The organism is Stenotrophomonas sp. Steno-Z10-HUANG (assembly GCF_056393075.1).
In genome coordinates, this window is record NZ_JBWJPA010000007.1 from 169,961 (window position 1) to 189,155 (window position 19,195).

The 19,195-nt window shown below is 70.7% G+C and carries 12 protein-coding genes; 5 read left to right on the plus strand and 7 right to left on the minus strand.

Features of this window, described 5'->3' with window-relative positions:
* Positions 1 to 104 precede the first annotated feature (104 nt).
* Positions 105 to 1,340, plus strand: coding sequence for an MgtC/SapB family protein (locus tag AC06E6_RS11445; RefSeq protein ID WP_478061399.1), 1,236 nt, complete (start codon positions 105 to 107; stop codon positions 1,338 to 1,340).
* A gap of 81 nt (positions 1,341 to 1,421) precedes the next feature.
* On the opposite strand, the gene AC06E6_RS11450 is transcribed toward AC06E6_RS11445, so the two are convergent.
* Complete coding sequence (locus tag AC06E6_RS11450) at positions 1,422 to 2,624, minus strand: amino acid aminotransferase (protein ID WP_104937608.1); 1,203 nt, start codon at positions 2,622 to 2,624, stop codon at positions 1,422 to 1,424.
* 194 nt (positions 2,625 to 2,818) lie between these two features.
* Between AC06E6_RS11450 and AC06E6_RS11455 the strand changes: the two genes are divergently transcribed.
* Positions 2,819 to 4,906, plus strand: coding sequence for a TonB-dependent receptor family protein (locus AC06E6_RS11455; protein ID WP_478061433.1), 2,088 nt, complete (start codon positions 2,819 to 2,821; stop codon positions 4,904 to 4,906).
* 75 nt (positions 4,907 to 4,981) lie between these two features.
* On the opposite strand, the gene adhP is transcribed toward AC06E6_RS11455, so the two are convergent.
* The 3 genes from adhP to AC06E6_RS11470 form a co-directional block, all read right to left on the minus strand.
* Complete coding sequence (gene adhP, locus AC06E6_RS11460; protein ID WP_104937609.1) at positions 4,982 to 6,010, minus strand: alcohol dehydrogenase AdhP; 1,029 nt, start codon at positions 6,008 to 6,010, stop codon at positions 4,982 to 4,984.
* 112 nt (positions 6,011 to 6,122) lie between these two features.
* Complete coding sequence (eda, locus tag AC06E6_RS11465) at positions 6,123 to 6,761, minus strand: bifunctional 4-hydroxy-2-oxoglutarate aldolase/2-dehydro-3-deoxy-phosphogluconate aldolase (RefSeq protein ID WP_104937610.1); 639 nt, start codon at positions 6,759 to 6,761, stop codon at positions 6,123 to 6,125.
* A complete protein-coding gene (locus tag AC06E6_RS11470) occupies positions 6,748 to 7,770 on the minus strand; it encodes a sugar kinase (RefSeq protein WP_478061401.1) in 1,023 nt (340 codons plus the stop codon). Before AC06E6_RS11470 ends, eda begins: the two co-directional genes overlap by 14 nt.
* Positions 7,771 to 8,042: 272 nt before the next feature.
* Between AC06E6_RS11470 and AC06E6_RS11475 the strand changes: the two genes are divergently transcribed.
* Together AC06E6_RS11475 and AC06E6_RS11480 are read left to right on the plus strand one after the other, a co-directional pair.
* On the plus strand, positions 8,043 to 10,835 hold the full coding sequence (locus tag AC06E6_RS11475; protein WP_478061403.1) for a TonB-dependent receptor: 2,793 nt from the start codon (positions 8,043 to 8,045) through the stop codon (positions 10,833 to 10,835).
* A gap of 135 nt (positions 10,836 to 10,970) precedes the next feature.
* A complete protein-coding gene (locus tag AC06E6_RS11480; RefSeq protein WP_478061405.1) occupies positions 10,971 to 14,777 on the plus strand; it encodes a LamG-like jellyroll fold domain-containing protein in 3,807 nt (1,268 codons plus the stop codon).
* Positions 14,778 to 14,958: 181 nt separating this feature from the next.
* On the opposite strand, the gene AC06E6_RS11485 is transcribed toward AC06E6_RS11480, so the two are convergent.
* From AC06E6_RS11485 to AC06E6_RS11495, 3 genes are all read right to left on the minus strand, one after another.
* A complete protein-coding gene (locus AC06E6_RS11485) occupies positions 14,959 to 15,555 on the minus strand; it encodes a cysteine dioxygenase family protein (protein WP_478061407.1) in 597 nt (198 codons plus the stop codon).
* A 68-nt stretch (positions 15,556 to 15,623) separates the two neighbouring features.
* Positions 15,624 to 17,231 (minus strand): carboxylesterase/lipase family protein, encoded by a 1,608-nt coding sequence (locus tag AC06E6_RS11490; protein WP_478061409.1) that lies wholly within the window; start codon positions 17,229 to 17,231, stop codon positions 15,624 to 15,626.
* On the minus strand, positions 17,228 to 18,226 hold the full coding sequence (locus AC06E6_RS11495) for an alpha/beta hydrolase (protein ID WP_478061411.1): 999 nt from the start codon (positions 18,224 to 18,226) through the stop codon (positions 17,228 to 17,230). The genes AC06E6_RS11490 and AC06E6_RS11495 overlap by 4 nt, the downstream gene beginning before the upstream one ends.
* Before the next feature lie 129 nt (positions 18,227 to 18,355).
* Between AC06E6_RS11495 and AC06E6_RS11500 the strand changes: the two genes are divergently transcribed.
* Positions 18,356 to 19,180, plus strand: a complete 825-nt coding sequence (locus tag AC06E6_RS11500) for a 2-keto-4-pentenoate hydratase (protein WP_478061412.1) — start codon at positions 18,356 to 18,358, stop codon at positions 19,178 to 19,180.
* The last annotated feature ends 15 nt before the right edge of the window (positions 19,181 to 19,195 follow it).

Here is a 19,195-nt window from a genome sequence, read left to right on the forward strand (position 1 = left end):
CGGGGTGGGGCGCAAACGGCCACGCGATGACGCCTGTGGCCACCGGCGCGCGTCATCGGCGCCGGCCGGTGCTGGCTTAACATGCGCGTTCCGGAGGGAGAGAAATGGACTGGGACCAGGCAACGCAGAGTCTGCCCGCGGCGCTCGGCATCGGCCTGTTGATCGGCGCGGTGCGCGAGCGCCAGCATGGCGATGCCATCACGCTGCAGGCCGGGGTGCGCACCCACGCCCTGCTGGCGTTGATGGGCGCGGTCGGCATCGCCTTCGGACCGGCGGTGTTCCTGGTGCTGCTGCTGGCGGCTGCGCTGCTGGCATGGAGCAGCTACCGCATCACCGCCCGCGACGACCCCGGCCTCACCGGCGAGATCGCGCTGCTGATCACCGTGCTGCTCGGCGCGCTGGCATTCGACGCCCCCGAACTGGCGGCGGCACTCGGGGTGGTGGTGGCGATCCTGCTGTGGGCCAAGGCGCCGCTGGCACGGCTGAGCCGCGACCTGATCAGCGACCAGGAGATGCGCGACGCGTTGCTGCTGGCGGCGTGCGCGCTGGTGGTGCTGCCGTTGCTGCCGGATGAGGCGATCGACCCCTGGGGGGTACTGGTGCCGTCCAAGCTCTGGCAGATCGTGGTGCTGGTGATGGGCGTGGGCATGCTCGGTCACCTCGCATTGCGCGCGGTCGGCGCGCGCTGGGGGCTGCCGGTGGCGGGCTTCTTCTCGGGCTTCGCCTCGTCCACCGCGGCGGTGGCCGGCTTCGGCCGCGGCAGCAGGGCGGCGGCGGAACTGGTCGGCCCTTCGGCGGCGGCGGCGTTGTTGGCCAACCTGGCTTCGTTGCTGCTGTTCGCGGCGGTGATCGGCACCACGTCGCCGGCGCTGCTGCGCGCCAGCGCCTGGCCGTTGCTGGCCGCGGCGCTGGCGTTGCTGGCGCTCTCGCTGCTCGGGCTGCGCCACGTGAAGGAGGAAGCCGTGCCGCGCACCGCCACTGCCAAGGCGTTCCGCCTCGGGCACGCGCTGATGATCGCGCTGGTGATCGCCGCGGTGCTGCTGGTGTCCGAATGGCTGCGCCAGGTGTTCGGCCAGGCCGGGGCGCTGGTGGGCGCGACCATTGCCGCGCTTGGCGAACTGCACGCCGCGGCAGCCGGCATCGCCAGCCTGAATGCCGCCGGCGGCCTGCAGCTGGAACCGGCGCGCTGGGGCGTGGTGGCGTTGCTGGCGTCGGCCTCGCTGGCCAAGTCGGTGCTCGCGTTCGCCAGCGGCGGGCCGCGCTACGGTGCCGCGGTCAGCGCGGGGCTGGTGGCGATGGTGGCTGCGGCCGCCGCGGCCACCTGGCTGGTGCCGGCCTGAGACCACGCCGGCCGGCGTGGTCCAGGCATGAAAAAGCCCGGCGTCCGCCGGGCTTTTCCGGGTCATGGCGCCGGCCGTGGATCAACCGCGGCTGACGTCGTAGACCGCCTTGGCCACGTAGTCCAGGTTCTTCTGGCTGAGCGCGGCCACGCAGATGCGGCCGGTGCCGACGGCATAGATGCCGAACTCGTCGCGCAGCCGGTCCACCTGTGCCTTGCTCAGGCCCGAGTAGGAGAACATGCCGGCCTGCTGCTGGATGAAGCCGAACTCCGGCGCGCCCAGGGCGGCCAGCTTCTGCACCATGCCGGCGCGCAGGGCGTGGATGCGCTCGCGCATCGCGGTCAGCTCGGCGCCCCACATGCCGCGCAGCTCGGCGCTGCCCAGCACCCCGGCCACCAGCGCGGCGCCGTGGGTGGACGGGCTGGAGTAGATGGTGCGGATGATGCGCTTGACCTGCGACTGCACGGCCCTGGTCGAGGTCGCGTCCGGGCCCACCACCGACAGCGCGCCGACGCGCTCGCCGTACAGCGAGAACGACTTGGAGTACGAATTGGCGACGATGAAGCTGTCGATCCCGGCCTCGGCGATGATGCGCACCGCCTGGCCGTCCTGCTCGATGCCCTTGTCGAAGCCCTGGTAGGCCATGTCGATGAAGGGAAACAGCTGGCGCTCCTTGAGCAGCGCGGCGACCTGCTGCCACTGCGCGGTGTCCAGGTCGGCGCCGGTCGGGTTGTGGCAGCAGGCATGCAGCAGCACCACGGTGCCGGGCTGCAGCTTTTGCAGGTCGGCGATCATGCCGGCGAAATCCAGGCCGTGGCTGGCGTTGTCGAAGTAGGTGTAATCGACCACCTCGAAGCCGGCGGCGCCGAACACCGCACGGTGGTTTTCCCAGCTCGGGTTGCTGATGGCCACGGTGGCGTGCGGCAGCAGCTTGTGCAGCAGGTCCGCGCCCACCCGCAGCGCGCCGCTGCCGCCGATGGTCTGCGCAGTGGCGACGCGGCCGCTGGCGATCAGCTCCGAACCCTCGCCGAACACCAGCTTCTGCGTGGCCTGGGTGTAGGCCGGCAGGCCGTCGATCGGCAGGTAGCCGCGCGGCTTGGCTTCGGCGGCCAGCTGCTGTTCGATCAGCTGCACGGCGCGCAGCAACGGGATGCGGCCGTCTTCGTCGTAATAGATGCCGACGCCAAGATTGACCTTGGTCGGGCGCGGATCGGCGTTGTAGGCCTCGGTCAGACCCAGGATCGGGTCGCCAGGAACCTGTTCCACGTTTGCAAAGAAGGACACGGCGGTACTCGTCACGGTGGCGGGAGGGGGAACGTCGGGACGACCGCGCAGCGCGGTCAAACCGCCCCATCCTAACAGGGCCGGGGGCGCTTGGCCGCAGGGGGTTTCAGCCGGAACCGTCGCGCATGGTCCACCGCTTGCCGGTGATCGGCGATGATGCCGGCATGAAGCGACGCAGGCGGTGGTTCCCGGTGATGCAAGTGGCAGTGGCGTTGCCGGTGGTGGCGCTGGCGGCGCCGGCCCCGGCGACCCTGGACGCGGTGCAGGTACAGGCGGCGCGGGTGCATGCGGTGGACGATTTCGACCTGCCCGCGTCGATCACCACCCAGGCGGTGGACGCGTACGGCAATGGCCGTGGCGCGCTGGTGTCCGAAGCGCTGGGCGGGGTACCGGGCCTGCTGGCGCGCGAGCGGCAGAACCTGGCGCAGGACACGCAGCTGTCGATCCGCGGTTTCGGCGCGCGCTCCACCTTCGGCGTGCGCGGCGTACGCCTGCTGGTCGACGGGGTGCCGGCGACCATGCCCGACGGCCAGGGCCAGCTGTCGCACTTCAACCTGCTCGGTGCCGAACGCATCGAGGTGCTGCGCGGGCCGTTCTCGGCGCTGTACGGCAACTCCTCCGGCGGCGTGGTGCAGCTGTGGAGTGCCGATGGCCAGGCGGGCGACCCGTGGCGGCTGCGCGCCAGTGCCGGCAGCGACCACAGCCGCAGCCTGGGCGTGCAGCTGCGCGGCCAGGCCGGTGCCATGCGCTACAACGTCGCCGCCAGCGACTACCGCACCGACGGCTGGCGCCGGCACAGTGCGGCGCGGCGGCAATCGCTCAACACCCGGCTCGGGTTCGAGCTGGCCCCGGGCCAGCGCCTGGACCTGCTGTTCAACGTGCTCGATGCGCCGCGCGCGCAGGACCCGCTGGGCCTGGACCGCGAGCAGGTGCGCGAGGACCCGCGCCAGGCCACCGCCGTCGCCTCCGTGTACGACACCCGCAAGTCGGTGCGGCAGGCGCAGGCCGGCGCGGTGTACACGCTGCAGCGCAGCCAGCAGACCTGGCGGCTGATGGCCTATGCCGGGCAGCGCACGGTGGCGCAGTTCCTGGCCATTCCGTCCGCGGCGCAGGCCAACCCGCTGCATGCCGGCGGGGTGATCGGCCTGGACGGCGGCTACGGCGGCGTGGACGCGCGCTGGGCCTGGCACGGCAGCCTGGCCGCGCGCCCGCTGGAACTGGTGCTTGGAGCCAACGCCGACCGCCAGCGGCAGCACCGCACCGGCCACGAGAACTTCGTCGGCGAGATGCTGGGCGTGAGCGGCCGGCTGCGCCGCGACCAGCGCGACCGGGTCGGCAACGTCGACCAGTTCGCGCAGGCCTGGTGGCAGGTCGCGCCGCGCTGGTCGCTGCTGGCCGGCGCGCGCCACAGCCGGGTGCACTTCCGCTCCGATGACCGCTATATCACCGCCGGCAATCCGGACGACAGTGGCCGCCGCCAGTACGCCGCCACCACGCCGGTGGCCGGCGTGGTGTTCCGCGCCGGCCCGGACCTGCGCCTGTATGCCTCGGCCGGGCGCGGTTTCGAGACCCCGACCTTCAACGAGCTCGGCTACCGCGCCGATGGCGCTGCCGGGCTGGCACTGGATCTTGCGCCGGCCACCAGCCGCAACCTGGAGGTTGGCGCCAAATGGCGCACCCAGGCCGGCACCCGGCTGGACCTGGCCCTGTTCCACACTGATGCCGACGACGAACTGGCGGTCGCCGGCAACAGCGGTGGCCGCGCCAGCTACCGCAACATCGGCGCCACCCGCCGCCGCGGCATGGAACTGGGCTGGCGGCAGCCGCTGGGCGACACCCAGCAGCTGCAGCTGGCCTGGACCTGGCTGCAGGCCAGCGTGCGCGAGGGCTACCTGACCTGCACGGGCGTGCCGGCGCCCTGTACCGTGCCGCGCAACCCGGTGGCACCCGGCACCGCCCTGCCGGGGGTCCCGCGGCAACTGCTGCAGGCACGATGGGACTGGCAGCCGGGCCATTGGCAACTGGCCGCCGACGCGCTGGCCGCGGGCGCCACGACGAGCACCGACCTGGGCGACGGACGCGCGCCGGGTTACGCACTCCTGAACCTGGAAGCGGCCCGCCAGTGGCGCACCGCGAACGGCCCGCTGCGCCTGTTCGCGCGCGTGGACAACCTGCTGGACCGGCGCTACATCGGCTCGGTCATCGTCAACGACGGCAATCGTCGCTACTACGAACCCGGCCGCGGCCGCGGCTGGACCCTGGGCGTGGAATGGCAGTGGTGACCGCACTGAGGCGGCGATGCACGGCCGCCGCGCCCGCGGGAGGGGGAGCGGGCGACGGCGGCCATGCAGGGACGCTCAGGCGTTCAGGTCCAGGACCACGCGCCCTTCGATCTGGCCGGCGCGCATGCGCGCGAACACCGCGTTGATGTTTTCCAGCGCATCGGTGGAGACGGTCGCGGCGACCTTGCCGTCGGCCGCGAACTGCAGCGATTCCTGCAGGTCCAGGCGGGTGCCGACGATGGAGCCGCGCACGGTGATGCCGTTGAGCACCATGCCGAAGATGTCCAGCGGGAAGTCACCCGGCGGCAGGCCGTTGAGCGACACCGTGCCGCCGCGGCGGACCATGCCCAGTGCCTGGGCGAATGCCTTGGGCGATACCGCGGTCACCAATGCGCCGTGGGCGCCGCCGATCTCCTTCTTCAGGAAGGCCGCCGGGTCGGTGGCGCGGGCGTCTACGGTGACCGTCGCGCCCAGGCGGCGCGCCAGGGCGAGCTTGTCCTCGTCCACGTCCACTGCGGCCACGTTCAGCCCCATCGCCCGCGCGTACTGCACGGCCATGTGGCCGAGCCCGCCGATGCCGGAGATCACCACCCAGTCGCCGGGCTTGGTGTCGGTGACCTTCAGGCCCTTGTAGACGGTCACCCCGGCGCACAGCACCGGCGCGATCTCGACGAAGCCCACGCTGTCGGGCAGGTGGCCGACGTAGTCGGCGTTGGCCAGCGCGTACTGGGCGAACCCGCCATTGACCGAGTAGCCGGTGTTGCGCTGGCTTTCGCACAGCGTCTCCCAGCCGCCAAGGCAGTGTTCGCAATGGCCGCAGGCCGAGTACAGCCAGGGAATGCCGACGCGGTCGCCTTCGCGGACATGGTGGACGCCCGCGCCCACCGCGACCACGTGGCCGACGCCTTCGTGGCCGGGAATGAACGGCGGCTCCGGCTTCACCGGCCAGTCGCCTTCGGCGGCATGCAGGTCGGTGTGGCAGACGCCGCAGGCTTCGATCTTCACCAGAATGTCGCCGGCACCCGGGCGCGGCACCGGTACTTCCTCGATGACCAGCGGCTGGCCGAACGCACGCACCACCGCGGCCTTCATTGTCCTGTCCATGCGCGATCTCCGTGGGGGAACGCGCCTACTCTGGCGCCGTCCGCGGGCCGGCGCATTGATCGTGATCACGCCCTGGCGGCAAACGCGCGCGGCCCGACGGACGGCAGCCCGTTCAGCCGGCCAGCAGCGCCGCCTCGCGCGCCAGCCGTTCGATCCCGGCCCAGTCGCGCGCCGCCAGCAGATCGCGCGTGGTCAGCCACGAGCCACCGACGCACAGCACGTTGGGCAGGTGCAGGAACTGCGCGGCAGTCTGCACGCCGATGCCGCCGGTGGGACAGAAGCGCACGTCGCCGAACGGGCCGTTCCACGCCGCCAGCATCGCCGCGCCGCCGGCCTGCACCGCCGGGAAGAACTTGAACGTGTCCAGCCCCTGCTCCAGCCCGCGCATCAGCTCCGACGCAGTGGCCACGCCGGGCAGGAACGGCAGGTCGATGTCGCGCGCGGCGGCATACAGCCGGTCGGTGGCGCCGGGAGAGACCGCGAAGCGGCCACCGGCGTCCCTGACCTGCGCCATCTGCCGCGCATCGAGCACGGTGCCGGCACCGATCACCGCCTCGGGCACCGCGTCGGCCATCGCCCGGATCGCGTCCATCGCGGTGGCCGTGCGCAGGGTCACTTCGATCACCGGCAGGCCGCCGCGGAACAGCGCCTGTGCCACCTGCACCGCATCGTCGATGGCGTCGGGGGTGAACACCGGGATCACCGGGGCCAGTTTGAGCACGGCGCGTACGCGCGGATCAGCGCCGGACATCGAACTTTCCTTCGCCCAACAGGGCCATCACGTCGGCCACGCCGACCGGGTTGAAGTCGCCGGGAATGGAGTGCTTCAGGCAGCCGCAAGCCAGCCCGAAGCGGACCGTGGCATCGGCGTCGAAGCCTTCGATCAGGCCATGCAGCACCCCGGCGGCGAAGGCGTCGCCGCCACCGATGCGGTCGATGATGGCGGTCAACTCCATCGCCGGCGCGACCGCACGGGTGCCGTCACGGCCCAGCAGCATCGCGCCGATCGAATGGTGGCCGGCGCTGTGCGCGGTGCGCTGGGTGCAGGCCATGTACTGTAGCCGCGGGAACGCGGCGAACGCCATCGCCGCCGCCGCGTCCACGCGCGCATGCGCCTCGGCCTGCGCGAACTCCCCACCCAGCACCACGCCGATGTCGCGATAGTCGGCGAACACGATGTGCGCGCAGTCGAACAGGTCGCGCAGGATCGCTCTGGCGTCGCCGCCCCAGCGCTCCCACAGCTTCGGCCGGAAGTTGCCGTCGAACGACACCTTGATGCCCATGGCGTTGGCCGCGCGTGCCGCGGCCAGCGTGGCCTGTGCGGCCTCGGCGCCGAGCGCCGGGCTGACGCCGGACAGGTGCAGCCACTGCGCGCCGTGCAGCAGCGCCGGCCAGTCGTAGCTGTCGGCGCGCGCGCTGGCGAACGCCGAATCGGCGCGGTCGTAGACCACCTCGCTGGGCCGGTGGCCGGCACCGGTGGTCAGGAAATACAGGCCCATGCGGCCGTCGCCGCGCCGCACCCGCGTGGTATCCACCCCGTGCCGGCGCAGCTCGCCGGTGGCCGCCGCGCCCAGCGGGTTGTCGGCGACCACGCTGACCATCGCCACCGCATGGCCCAGATGCGCCAGGCAGACGCCGACGTTGGCCTCGGCACCGCCGCAATGCACCTCCAGCGCCGGGCTCTGCAGCAGCAACTGGTGGCCGGGGGCGCCGAGCCGCAACAGCAGCTCGCCGAAACAGACAACACGGGGGGAACTCATCGGGACTCCTGTCGCGGTCTACACGGGCGGGAATGATGGCACGATAGTTTGACCATCGGTGTCATCTACAGCCAAATGTCTCCTGTCCCTGTCGACATCGGCGCCGTAATGTCCCAAAGACAAGGGGTTGCAGGCGTTTCCTCGCCTGTTGCAGTGCAAGATGCTCGCTCCCGGAGCTCCTGCTACTTTCGGTTTTGACCAGCGGTGTCATATGCCTTTGGCACTACAGGAATCGCCGTTTCGCATGTAAACCTTTGGAGAGGGGGAAACACATGTATCCACACAGCAAGCAGAAAAAGACACCGGTTACCTTGCTCGCGCTGTCGATCGCGCTGGCGCTGCAGGCCGGCGCTGCCGCCGCCCAGGACGCGGGCGCCGCCGCCACCGAACTGGATACCGTGACCGTTACCGGCTACCGCGCCAGCGTGGAGAAGGCACTGGACATCAAGCGCGGCGAAGCCGGCATGGTCGACGCCGTGGTCGCCGAGGACATCGGCAAGTTCCCGGACAGCAACCTGGCCGAATCGCTGCAGCGCATCCCCGGCGTGGTCATCACCCGCGACGGCGGCGAAGGCCGCCAGATCACCGTGCGCGGCCTGGGCCCGGATTTCACCCGGGTGCGCATCAACGGCATGGAAGCGCTGAGCACCGTCGGCAGCAGCGACGGCCAGGGCGGCACCAACCGCAGCCGCGGTTTCGACTTCAACGTGTTCGCCTCGGATCTGTTCTCGCAGCTGATCGCGCGCAAGACCGCCTCGGCCGACGTCGAGGAAGGCTCGCTCGGCGCCACCGTGGACCTGCGCACCGCGCGGCCGTTCGACTACGACGGCTTCACCCTGGTGACCAACGTGCAGACCGCCTACAACGACGCCTCGCAGGCGGCGATGCCGCGTTTCGCCGGCCTGATCGCCAACAGCTGGGCCGACGGCAGGGTCGGTGCGCTGCTGTCGGTGGCGTACTCCGAGCGCGAGACCGTGGAAGAAGGCACCGGCACCGTGCGCTGGGCCAATGCACGGGCGAACACGCCGACCAACACGGCCAATCCGAAGGGCGTCGGCTTCGCGGGTTGCGCCGCCGGCACCGCGCCATTCCCGGGTGTCTGCAGTGACCAGGTCTACACGCCGCGCTTCCCGCGCTACACGTTGATGGAACATGACCAGAAGCGCCTGGGCGTGACCGGTTCGCTGCAGTTCAAGCCCAGCGACCGCACCACCTTCAGCCTGGACATGCTCTACTCGAAGATCGATGCCCAGCGTGACGAGAAGTACATCGAGGCCAACGGCCTGAGCAAGACCGGCGCCGACGGCAAGGCCCAGATCGTGGTCAGGGACGGCGTGATCGAAAACGGCGCCCTGGTCTACGCAAAGATGGACAACGTCGATATCCGTGCCGAGAACCGCCACGACGAATGGAGCACGGATTTCTACCAGGTCAGCCTCGACGGCGAGCACAGGCTGAGTGACAGCTTCACTCTCAGCGGCAGGGTCGGCACCTCGCGGTCCAAGCATGACAACCCGGTCCAGGCGACCATCATGATGGACAAGCTGGATGTGCAGGGCTACAGCTACGACTACCGTGGCAACGCCAACAAGCCGGTGTTCAACTACGGTGTCAGCCCGACCGATCCGAACGGCTGGACCCTGTCCACCATCCGCCTGCGCCAGAACTACGTGACCAATGAGTTCAACAACGGCGAGCTGGATTTCTCCTGGGTCATCGGCCCCTCGTTCACCCTGAGCGGCGGCGTGCAGGCCAAGAACTACGGCTTCGATTCGATGGAGCGCCGGCGCGTCGGCAACGAGACCACGGTGCCGAACTTCAGCACCGGCAACAGGATCGTGCCGGCCGACATGACCGAGCTGGCCAGCCTCGGCGGCCTGGCCGGCTCGCCCGGCACGTGGGTGGTGCCCAACTTCGGTGCCATCGCCAATATGTTCGGCGTCCTCAATGGCGAAGGAATCTACGCACTGGTCGACTACGCGGCCAGCATGCGCGGCGTCGAGGAGCAGGACCGCAGCGGCTGGCTGATGGGCAAGTTCTCCACCGAGATCGGTTCGATCCCGGTGTACGGCAACCTCGGCGTGCGTCACGTCCGTACCAAGCAGACCTCGTCGGGCATCGCTACTGCCAGCGGCACGCCCGTGGCCGCTACCGTGACCCGCGAGTACAACGACACCCTGCCCTCGCTGAACGTGGTGGCCGAACTCACCCCGGATTTCCTGCTGCGCTTCGCCGCGGCCAAGGTGATGTCGCGTCCCGGCCTGGGCAGCCTGACCCCGGGCGTCACCGTCAACGTCAGCGGCAGCGCCCGTACGGTCAGCGGCGGCAACCCGATGCTCGACCCGGTGCGCGCCAAGAGCTACGACCTGGGCCTGGAGTGGTATTTCGACGAAGGCGCGATGATCGGCGCCACCGTGTTCTACAAGGATATCGGCAGCTACATCCAGAGCACCAAGGAGACCCGGGTCTATGCCGACAGCGGCCTGCCGGCGAGCCTGCTGGACAACCTCAACGCCAGCCCCAGCGACGAGTTCACCTTCACCGTGCCGGTCAACACCCCGGGCGGCAAGCTGCAGGGCGTGGAGCTGAACTACGTGCAGCCGTTCACCTTCCTGCCGGGCAAGTGGTCCAACCTGGGCACGCAGCTGAACTACACCTACGTCGATTCGGACATCCAGTACCTGCTGTCCTCCGGCGCGACGGCGCAGAAGGCGGCGATGACCGGCCAGTCCAAGAATTCGTGGAACGCGACGCTGTTCTACGAAGGCGAGCGCTTCTCCGGGCGCGTCTCGGCGACCAACCGCAACGACTACCTGATCCAGGTGCCCGGCACCGAGGCCGGCTTCAACAGCGACGCCAACGGCGTGCACGGCCAGAGCGGCACCACCATCGTCGATGCGTCGATCCACTACCGCATCAGCGACCAGCTGGAACTGAGCCTGGAAGGCGCCAACCTGACCAACGAGGCGCAGGAATCGTGGGTGGCCAACCCGTCGGTGTCGCTGCCGCTGGAGTACAGCCAGACCGGGCGCACCTACACCCTGGGGCTGCGTTACCGGTTCTGATCCGGGCTGCGCTGCCGGCATGTCGCCGGGAGCCAGCCGATGGTGCGACGCAGGATGTGATGACGCGTTGGCGTCGCTAACTTGGCCCACCGCGCGCGGCGCAGGCACGCGCCGCGCGCTTCCAAGAGACGCCCGATGTCACCACGTTCCACCCGCCCGCTGTCGCGTACCCTGCTGCTGGCCTGCGCGCTGTCGTCCGCGCTCCCGGCGGCGGCGCTTTCTTCCCCGCCGAACCTGCTGTTCCGCGTATCGGCCGACCACGGCTTCGTCGCCGACCAGGCGCAGGGCGATGCCGTTCCCAACTTCCAGGACAAGGTGAGCCTGGTCGACGACGGTGCCCATGGCCGCGCGATTCGCTGGGAAGACGACGGCGTGCTGTCGTGGAACGCACCGGGCAACATCCGCGCCGAACGCGGCACCCTGTCGTTCTTCTGGCGCCCGCGCTACGCCGTGGGCGAGGCGCCGTTCGTGATCTTCCGCGTCGGCTACGCCGACCACAGCAGCTGGGACATGACCTGGCTGCGCATCGACTGGAACGGCCACGGTTTCGATGCCTTCGTCACCGATGCCAACCTGGCGCGGACCCGTGTCTCCTTCCGCCTGGACCGCAACCCGTCGCCCGACCAGTGGCAGCACATCGCCTTCGCCTGGGACGAGGACCAGGGCGTGCGCCTGTTCCTCGACGGCCGCGAAGTGGCACGCGTGGATACCACCGGCGACTACGACGCCGCGCTCGACCAGCTCGGCCTGGCCGGGCGGGTGATGGCGCCCTACCAGGTGCAGAGCCGTTACAACTTTCTGCGCGGCAGCGATTTCGACGAGATCCGCGTCTACGACCGCATGCTCGACGCCACCGGCGTGGCCGCACTGGCACGCAATGCGGCACCGGACGCGGGCCAGACCGCGGGCGCCACGCAGCGTGCGTGGTGGCACCGCTACGGCTGGGAGAGCGCGCCGCCGCCGCTCCTGGACGCGGCGGTGACGACGATCCGCAAGGTCGAGTTCGCCGACGTCAAGGACAAGAAACAATGGATGTGGAAGGGGACCGACGGCATCGCCGAGACCACCTGGCCCGGCGTCTACAACCGCTCGCGCCTGCCCGGCCGCAACGACTACTTCCAGCTGCCGGACTGGAACACCTATGTCGAAGGTGGCCAGCACCTGGACCTGACCGTGCCCGATGGCGAAGCCATCAACCGCATCGAGATCCGCGGTGCCGCCTTCGGCACGCTCGGCGGCGATGCCGGCACCCTGTTCACCCGGCCGCGGGGCGTGGTCCGCAGCGTCGATGAGTTCCCCGCCCAGACCGGCGGCACGCTGCGCTTTTCCAATGCCGAGCAGGAAACGCCGATCCAGGAGATCTGGGGCTACCACGTGAGCGATGCCGCCGAGCCGCAGGGCACGGTCAAGCAGCGCTACCTGATCGACAGCCGCGTGCTGCCGGACTACACCAACATCGCCGCGCTGCGCGACTACATCGATGGCCGCTTCGCAGCGGACGAGCGCAGCGTGGTGATGGCGCTGCCCAAGGGTGCCGGTTCGCGCAAGCGAAGCGCCGACACGCTTCCGGCGCAGCCGCGGCCCATCGTCCACATACTGGTGCCGTCCGGGGTCGGCGACGCCCCGGCGGCGCAGCCGCTGATCCGCAGCTGGGCGCACAGCTGGGAGAACATGCACGATGGCCTGGACGGCATCGCCATCGACCTGCCGGCGCTGGACCTGCCCGCCACCCACGACGGCCCCGGCGGCGGCGTGATCCCGCTGAACATCCGCATCAAGGACCCGATCTGGCCGGCGCGCGAGATGATCGACGTGTCGGTCTCGGTCCGCCCCGGGCAGCCGCGCACGCTGTGGCTGGACCTGCGCGACCGCATCCTTACCGCCGACAGCCTGTGGATCGCCATTGCCGCGGCCGCGCCCGGCTTCAACGCCGCCTCGCTGGACGGCGCCGAGGTGCGGCTGGTGTTCAAGGACCGCAGCGAGGCGCTGCGGGAGCATGTCGCCGACCGCTTCAACCAGGTGCGCGACAACTGGGGTTTCCTGGTGGAGGAACACACCACCTCCAAGCGCCAGCGCCTGTACGCGCGGGTATATGCCGACCTCAGCGACCTGCTGCGGGTGGACCCGGACCACGCGCTGGGCCGGCTGTACTGGAACTACATCAGCTACAACAGCCAGGGCCGGCCGCCGTTCCAGCAGCCGCAGCCGCCGAAGGGCGCGCCGCTGTGGGCGTTCCGGCAGCTGGAGGATCTCAGGCGCGTGCGCCGCTTCGTCGACTGGTGGATCGACCACCGCCAGGTCGAGTACGGCGACTTCGGCGGCGGCATTTCCGACGACACCGACCTGACCCAGCAGTGGCCGGGGCTGGCGTTGATGGGCGTGGAGCCGGACCGCCTCAATGCCTCGCTGACCGCACTGTCCGACGCGGTGTACCGCAACGGCATGTTCGCCAACGGCCTGAGCACCATCGAGACCGACGAACTGCACGCCTACGAGGAAGGCATCAATGCCAACAGCGCCATGCTCTACCTCAACTGGGGTGACCCGCTGACCGTCGAGCGGCTGATGGAAACGGTGCGCGCGTTCGACGAGCGCATCATCCTGCGCAACCCACAGGGCCACCTGCTGTTCTCCAGCAACTGGTTCGGTGGCAACAAGGTCTACCGCGAGCCGAACTGGCAGTGGCAGAAGCCCTACTCGTTCCCGGCGCTGCACCCGGCGTTCCTGCTGGGCGAGTACAACGCCGACCCGACCGGCCGCACCCTGGTCACCGGACTGGCCGACAGCTACCTCGCCCACGCCTATACCGACGACACCGGCCGCTGGACGCTGCCCAACGAGATCCACTGGGCCACCGGCAAGACCCGGGGTGGCGAACTGAACCAGGGTTCGGGCGCCGGCGACGTCATGCACACGTTCTGGGCGGCGTGGCGCTGGAGCGGCGACGACCGCTACCTGAAGGCGCTGGACTACCGCGTGCAGCGTGGCGGCCCCGGCGCGCTGTCCAACCTGGGCGAGAACATCATCGACGTGCTCGGCCGCCAGCAGGACTGGGGCCGGCAGCTGGTCGCCGCCGCCGACAAGGGCGACACCGGCTTCGCCGCCGTCACCGCGTGGCAGCTGAGCGGCGACAAATCGTATCTGGAAGCCCTGCATGCCGAAGGCATCCAGGCCAAGGCCCAGCGCGAGTACATGAACACCGAGGGCCACTGGTGGAGCGACCGCGTCGAGGCGCCCAGCGAGTTCCTGCAGCGCCTGCGCCTGGGCGGCATCGCGCTCAAGCGCAACCAGAGTTTCCCCGGGCACACCGTGAGCTGGCGCTTCGCCCGCCCCGGCGCGGCCGAGCAGGTGGCGCTGCTGGTGCACGCGCCCTCGCGCGAACGCTTCAAGGTGATCGCCTGGAACATGGCAGACGTGCCGCTGGAGGCGACGATGACCGGCTGGAACATCGCCGCCGGCACCTGGCGCATCCGCAGCGGCATCGACCGCGACGGCGACGACCGGATCGACGGCAAGCCGCAGGTGCGCGAGGTGGCGCTGGAGCGCAGCGCGTCCACCGCCCTGCGTTTCGCGCCGAAGCAGGCGCACGTGTTCGAGTTCGAACGGATCGCCGCGGGCACGCCGGTGGAAACCCGTGCCGACCTCGGCATCGGCCGCGGCGACCTGCAGGTCCTGGACGGACGCGTGCGCCTGACCGTGCACAGCCTGGGCCACGTCGCCACCCGGCCCGGCCACGCGCGGCTCGAGGATGCGCGCGGCCGCGAGGTGGCGCGCGTCGCGATCCCGGCACTGGAAGCGCCATCGGACCTGCAGCCGCGCACGCTCACCCTGGAACTGCCGCTGCCCGCCGGCCTCGACCGCCGTGGCGCCAGCGTCCGGGTGCTGCAGGACGGCGACGCCGAGGAAGTGACCCTGCTCAACAACCGCCTGCCGCTGCCGTAGGTGCCGGGCTCGCCCGGCACGGGGCATTACCGGGTGCGTTGCATGCGGGGCAAGCCCCGCATCTACGGGGATATCGGTATGCATCTGCGGCCTTCGCGCGCCGCTGCGAACACACCGTAGGTGCCGGGCTCGCCCGGCACGGGGCATTACCGGGAGCATTCATGCGGGGCAAGCCCCGCATCTACGGGGTGTCTGTCTGCATCTGACGGCTTTCGCGCCTGTACCAGTCCGCTTGCCCCGCTTCCGGAACGAACACCGTGCAGTGCTCCATCGGCCGCTGGTAGACATGTACCGAGATCGCGAGCTCAGTGTCGCTGGCGTTGCGCAGCACATGGAACTCATCCGGCGGGATCAGGTTGCCGGCGCTGCCGCGCGTACCGTCCACGCCGGGCAGGGGTTGCAGCCGGGCGATGTCGCCATGGTCTTCGCGCAACCGGTACGGGGTGATCCGCAGCGCGCCCTGCCACACGCCTTCCACGCACCACAGGCCATCATGGTCATGCAGCGGGGTGCCCTGGCCGGGCCCCCAGGTCATGGCGATGATGCTGTAGCCGTGGCGCGCGCTGCGGTACAGCTCGCGGCGCGCGTAGTGGTCGGTAATCGGCTCGTGCACGCATGCCGGCAGCACGATCGCCGGGTCGGCGATGGCCTCGCGCAGGGCGTGTTCGATCCGCGCCACCGTGCCGCCGACATCGGCCGCGCCCATGGCGGCATCGATCGCCGCCACCAGTCGTTCGCGGCCGGTGAAGCCGGGGTAGCCGTTTGCATCTGAAATCATGCCGCCAGTCTAGGGCAAACCGGTGAACGAACCGTTCGCTGCCGCCATGGCCGGGCGGCCTGTGCGGCTCATGACGTGCCGCGCTGCACGAACGGCACCTGTCCGTACAGCCGGCGCTCGCCGCCCCGCGGGTCGTCCTGCAGGCGGCTGTCGTCGTCGAACACCAGGGTCTGCCGGCGCTGCAGCGAGTACGGTTCCCAGCGCGGCAGCCCGCCGTGGTTGGGGTCGCCGTGGCGGGCGAACGCCAGCAGCGCATCGCTCATCGCGTCGGCCATGCGCGTGGCCGACGCGCGGGTGCCGGTGCGCGAACCGGGCTGGTGCGTGTTGTGGAACACCAGCGGGATGTCCAGGGTATGGAAAGCGCGCAGCCGGTTGGCGTCGCCGCCGCGGTCGTACCAGTCCAGCTGGTAGGCCCAGGTCGGCGCGCCCTGGCGTGCGCGCGCTTCCAGCTCCTCCACCGCGCCGCGCCAGGAGCGGCCGGCGGTGGTCGCGGCGAAGAACACCTCCGACGCCGTGTAGTGCGGGTACATCCGCCGGTACGCGGCGATCACCTCCGCGACCGGCAGGTCCACGAACTGCTCGCGCTCCAGCTTCGCCGGCAGTGCCTCCCAGTCGAGTGTGAAGTTGCGCGCATCGTTGCCGAGGAACGCGCGGGTTTCGTCGCGGGTATTGCCGATGACCATCGGGATAGCGGCCGACTGCAGCGGCGCCTGCGGCCAGAACGGGTGCACCGGCAGGTGCCGCGCGTCCAGTACCGGGCCGAAGTACAGGCCGGTGTCCTCGACCCACGACGGATCGCGCAGCTTGACCGCGTCCAGCAGCGCTTCCATCGGCAGCGTACGCAGCGCCTGCGGGTCGCGCAGGCCGAAGTGTTCCAGCACGCGCCGCGCGCGCTGCGTCGCCGCGCGTGGCCCGGCGGCGGTGACCTGCTGGCCGCTCATCGTCCAGGCGCGGTGGAACAGGCCCGCCGCCGCCGGCATCGCCATCAGCGTGGCGATCTTGGCGCCGCCGCCGGACTGGCCGAACACGGTGACGTTGCCGGGGTCGCCGCCGAACTCCACTGCATGCTGGCGCACCCACTGCAGCGCCTGCACCAGGTCCAGCTGGCCGACGTTGCCGGAATCGGCGAACGCCGGGCCGCCAAGGCCGCCCAGGTACAGGTAGCCGAACACGTTGAGCCGGTGGTTGACGCTGACCACCACCACGTCGCCGCGCCGGCACAGGTTGCCGCCGTCATACAGCGGATCACTGCCCGAGCCGTTGTTGTAAGCGCCGCCGTGCAGGTACACCAGCACCGGGCGGCGGCCGCCGTCGCGCAGGGCCGGCGTCCACACGTTGAGATACAGGCAATCCTCGCTGCCCGGGCCTTCGCCACTGGTCTGCGGCGCCGCCGGGCCATGGGCCAAGGCGTCGCGTATGCCGCGCCAGGGAGCTTCCTGTACTGCCGGCTGGAAGCGCCGAGGTGCGGTGTCCGCGCCGTAGGGAATGCCGCGGAACACATGGATGCCCCGCTCGATCTGCCCGGCGATACGGCCGCCGCGCACGCGTGCGAGCGGGCTCGCCTGCCCGCGCGCGGCGCCGGCCGGGACCGCAGCGGCCAGCCCCGCGCCGAGCGAACACAGTGCGCCGGCGCGCAGCAGCCGGCGCCGTTGCGGATCGTCGGGCCTGGCGTTCATGGCGTGCGCTCCGTTCCCTGCGCGGCGATCCAGTCCAGTGCCAGCCGCGGCCAGGCGGCGGTGGTCAGGCCGGCGATGCCACGGGTGCCGAAGCCATGGCCGCCGTGCGGGAACACGTGCAGCTCGGCCGGGACCCCGGCGCGGAGCAGGCCCGAATAGAACGCCAGGCTGTTGCCGACCGGCACTGCCGCATCGTCGCCGGCATGCACCAGGAAAGTGGGTGGCGTGTCGGCACGGACCTGGTCCTGCATCGAATAACGCCGCTGCAGCGCCGGCTCCGGTCGCGCGCCGAGCAGCCGTTCGCGCGAACCGGGGTGCGCGTCCGCGCCGGCCATGTCGATTACCGGATACACCAGCAGCTGGAAATCCGGGCGCGCGCTGGCGCGGTCGATGGCGTCGGTGGCCGGGTAGGCGGGCTGGTCGAAGCCGTTGCCGAGCCGCGCGGCCAGGTGCCCGCCGGCGGAGAAGCCGATCACGCCGATGCGCCGCGGGTCCAGCTGCCACTCGCCGGCGCGCGCGCGGATCAGGCGCAATGCGCGCTGCGCATCGGCCAGCGCCGCCTCGCGGTCGTCGCGCCCCTCGCCCGGCAGCCGGTAGCGCAGTACGAACAGGGTGATGCCGCCCTGCTCGACGAAGGCCGGCACCAGCGCCGAGCCCTCCTTGTCCAGCACCACGCGCTGATAGCCGCCACCGGGCGTCACCAGCAGTGCGGTGCCGTTGGGCCGGGCCGGCCGGTATATGACCAGGTAGGGCGCACTGACATGGGTGATGTAGCGGTCCGGGAGCGCCGGGTCGGTACTGCGTTCGACGATCCGCGCGGCCCGGGCGAGAGGTTTGTCCCCCGGTGCCACCCCGTTCGGCCACAGCGCGACCCGCCGCGCCGATCCCGCGACCGGTTCACCGTCCGGGCCGTCACCCGTGGCGGCGCTGGCTCCATCGCAATTCAGGCAAAAAGCCAATAACAACAAGGATCTGCCAAGCAGGGTCAGGGACATGGGGAGTCTCGCGATGCGGAACGGGGATGGCCGTGATGCGATGCGTATTGCCAGATGACACCGGTTTACCATATACAGCACCCACAGCACTGTCGATGGGCGGTGCAGCAACGCCACCAGGAGAGCCACTTGAGCATCGACCAAGGCCGACCGGCCCCGACCGCCGCGCTGGACGACATCGCCCGCCAGTTCGTGGACGCGCGCCGCGCCGGGCGTTCGCTCGATGATTTTCCCGGCGCGATCCCGGCCGACCTGGTCACCGCCTACCAGGTGCAGGACCTGGCGATCGGCCGCTGGGACGATGCGGTGGTCGGCTGGAAGGTCGGCTATATCGCGCCCGAGCGCCGCGACGCGTCCGGCGACGAGCGCCTGCTGGGCCCGGTGTTCGCGCGCCAGCTCTGGAATGCTACCGGTGACATCGTGGACATCCCGGTGTTCTCCGGCGCCGGCGGGTTCGCCGCGGTCGAGGCCGAGTACGTGCTGCGGCTCGACGCCGACGCACCGGCCAGCAAGCTCGACTGGACGCCAGCCGAGGCCGCCGCCCTGCCCGCGCGCCTGTTCACCGGGGTGGAAGTAGCCAGCAGCCCGCTGGCGACGATCAACGTGCTGGGGCCGCGGGTGGTGGTGTCCGACTTCGGCAACAACAATGGCCTGGTGCTGGGCACGGAAATCGTGGACTGGACGCGGCTGGACGAAGCGCGGCTGCTGGCGCGCACCGAGATCGACGGGGGGGTCGTGGGCACCGGCGGCGCCGGCAACCTGCCCGGCGGCCTGCGCGCGGCCTATGCGTTCGCGCTGGCGCGCTCGGCGCGCCGCGGCCGGCCGCTGCGCCGCGGCGACCTGATCGCCACCGGCAACGCCACCGGCATCCACGACATTGCGGTCGGCCAGCAGGCCGTGATCCGCTTCGAGGGCCATGGCGAGATTGCCTGCAGAGCGGTGGCCGCCGGCTGAGCGGCGGCCACGATG

What these genes read in the sequence shown, in the direction of transcription:
- AC06E6_RS11445 (WP_478061399.1), top strand. Translation starts at nt 105, where the DNA reads ATGGACTGGGACCAGGCAACGCAGAGTCTGCCCGCGGCGCTCGGCATC.
- AC06E6_RS11455 (WP_478061433.1), top strand. Translation starts at nt 2,819, where the DNA reads ATGCAAGTGGCAGTGGCGTTGCCGGTGGTGGCGCTGGCGGCGCCGGCC.
- adhP (WP_104937609.1), bottom strand. Translation starts at nt 6,010, where the DNA reads ATGGACAGGACAATGAAGGCCGCGGTGGTGCGTGCGTTCGGCCAGCCG.
- eda (WP_104937610.1), bottom strand. Translation starts at nt 6,761, where the DNA reads ATGTCCGGCGCTGATCCGCGCGTACGCGCCGTGCTCAAACTGGCCCCG.
- AC06E6_RS11470 (WP_478061401.1), bottom strand. Translation starts at nt 7,770, where the DNA reads ATGAGTTCCCCCCGTGTTGTCTGTTTCGGCGAGCTGCTGTTGCGGCTC.
- AC06E6_RS11475 (WP_478061403.1), top strand. Translation starts at nt 8,043, where the DNA reads ATGTATCCACACAGCAAGCAGAAAAAGACACCGGTTACCTTGCTCGCG.
- AC06E6_RS11480 (WP_478061405.1), top strand. Translation starts at nt 10,971, where the DNA reads ATGTCACCACGTTCCACCCGCCCGCTGTCGCGTACCCTGCTGCTGGCC.
- AC06E6_RS11485 (WP_478061407.1), bottom strand. Translation starts at nt 15,555, where the DNA reads ATGATTTCAGATGCAAACGGCTACCCCGGCTTCACCGGCCGCGAACGA.
- AC06E6_RS11490 (WP_478061409.1), bottom strand. Translation starts at nt 17,231, where the DNA reads ATGAACGCCAGGCCCGACGATCCGCAACGGCGCCGGCTGCTGCGCGCC.
- AC06E6_RS11495 (WP_478061411.1), bottom strand. Translation starts at nt 18,226, where the DNA reads ATGTCCCTGACCCTGCTTGGCAGATCCTTGTTGTTATTGGCTTTTTGC.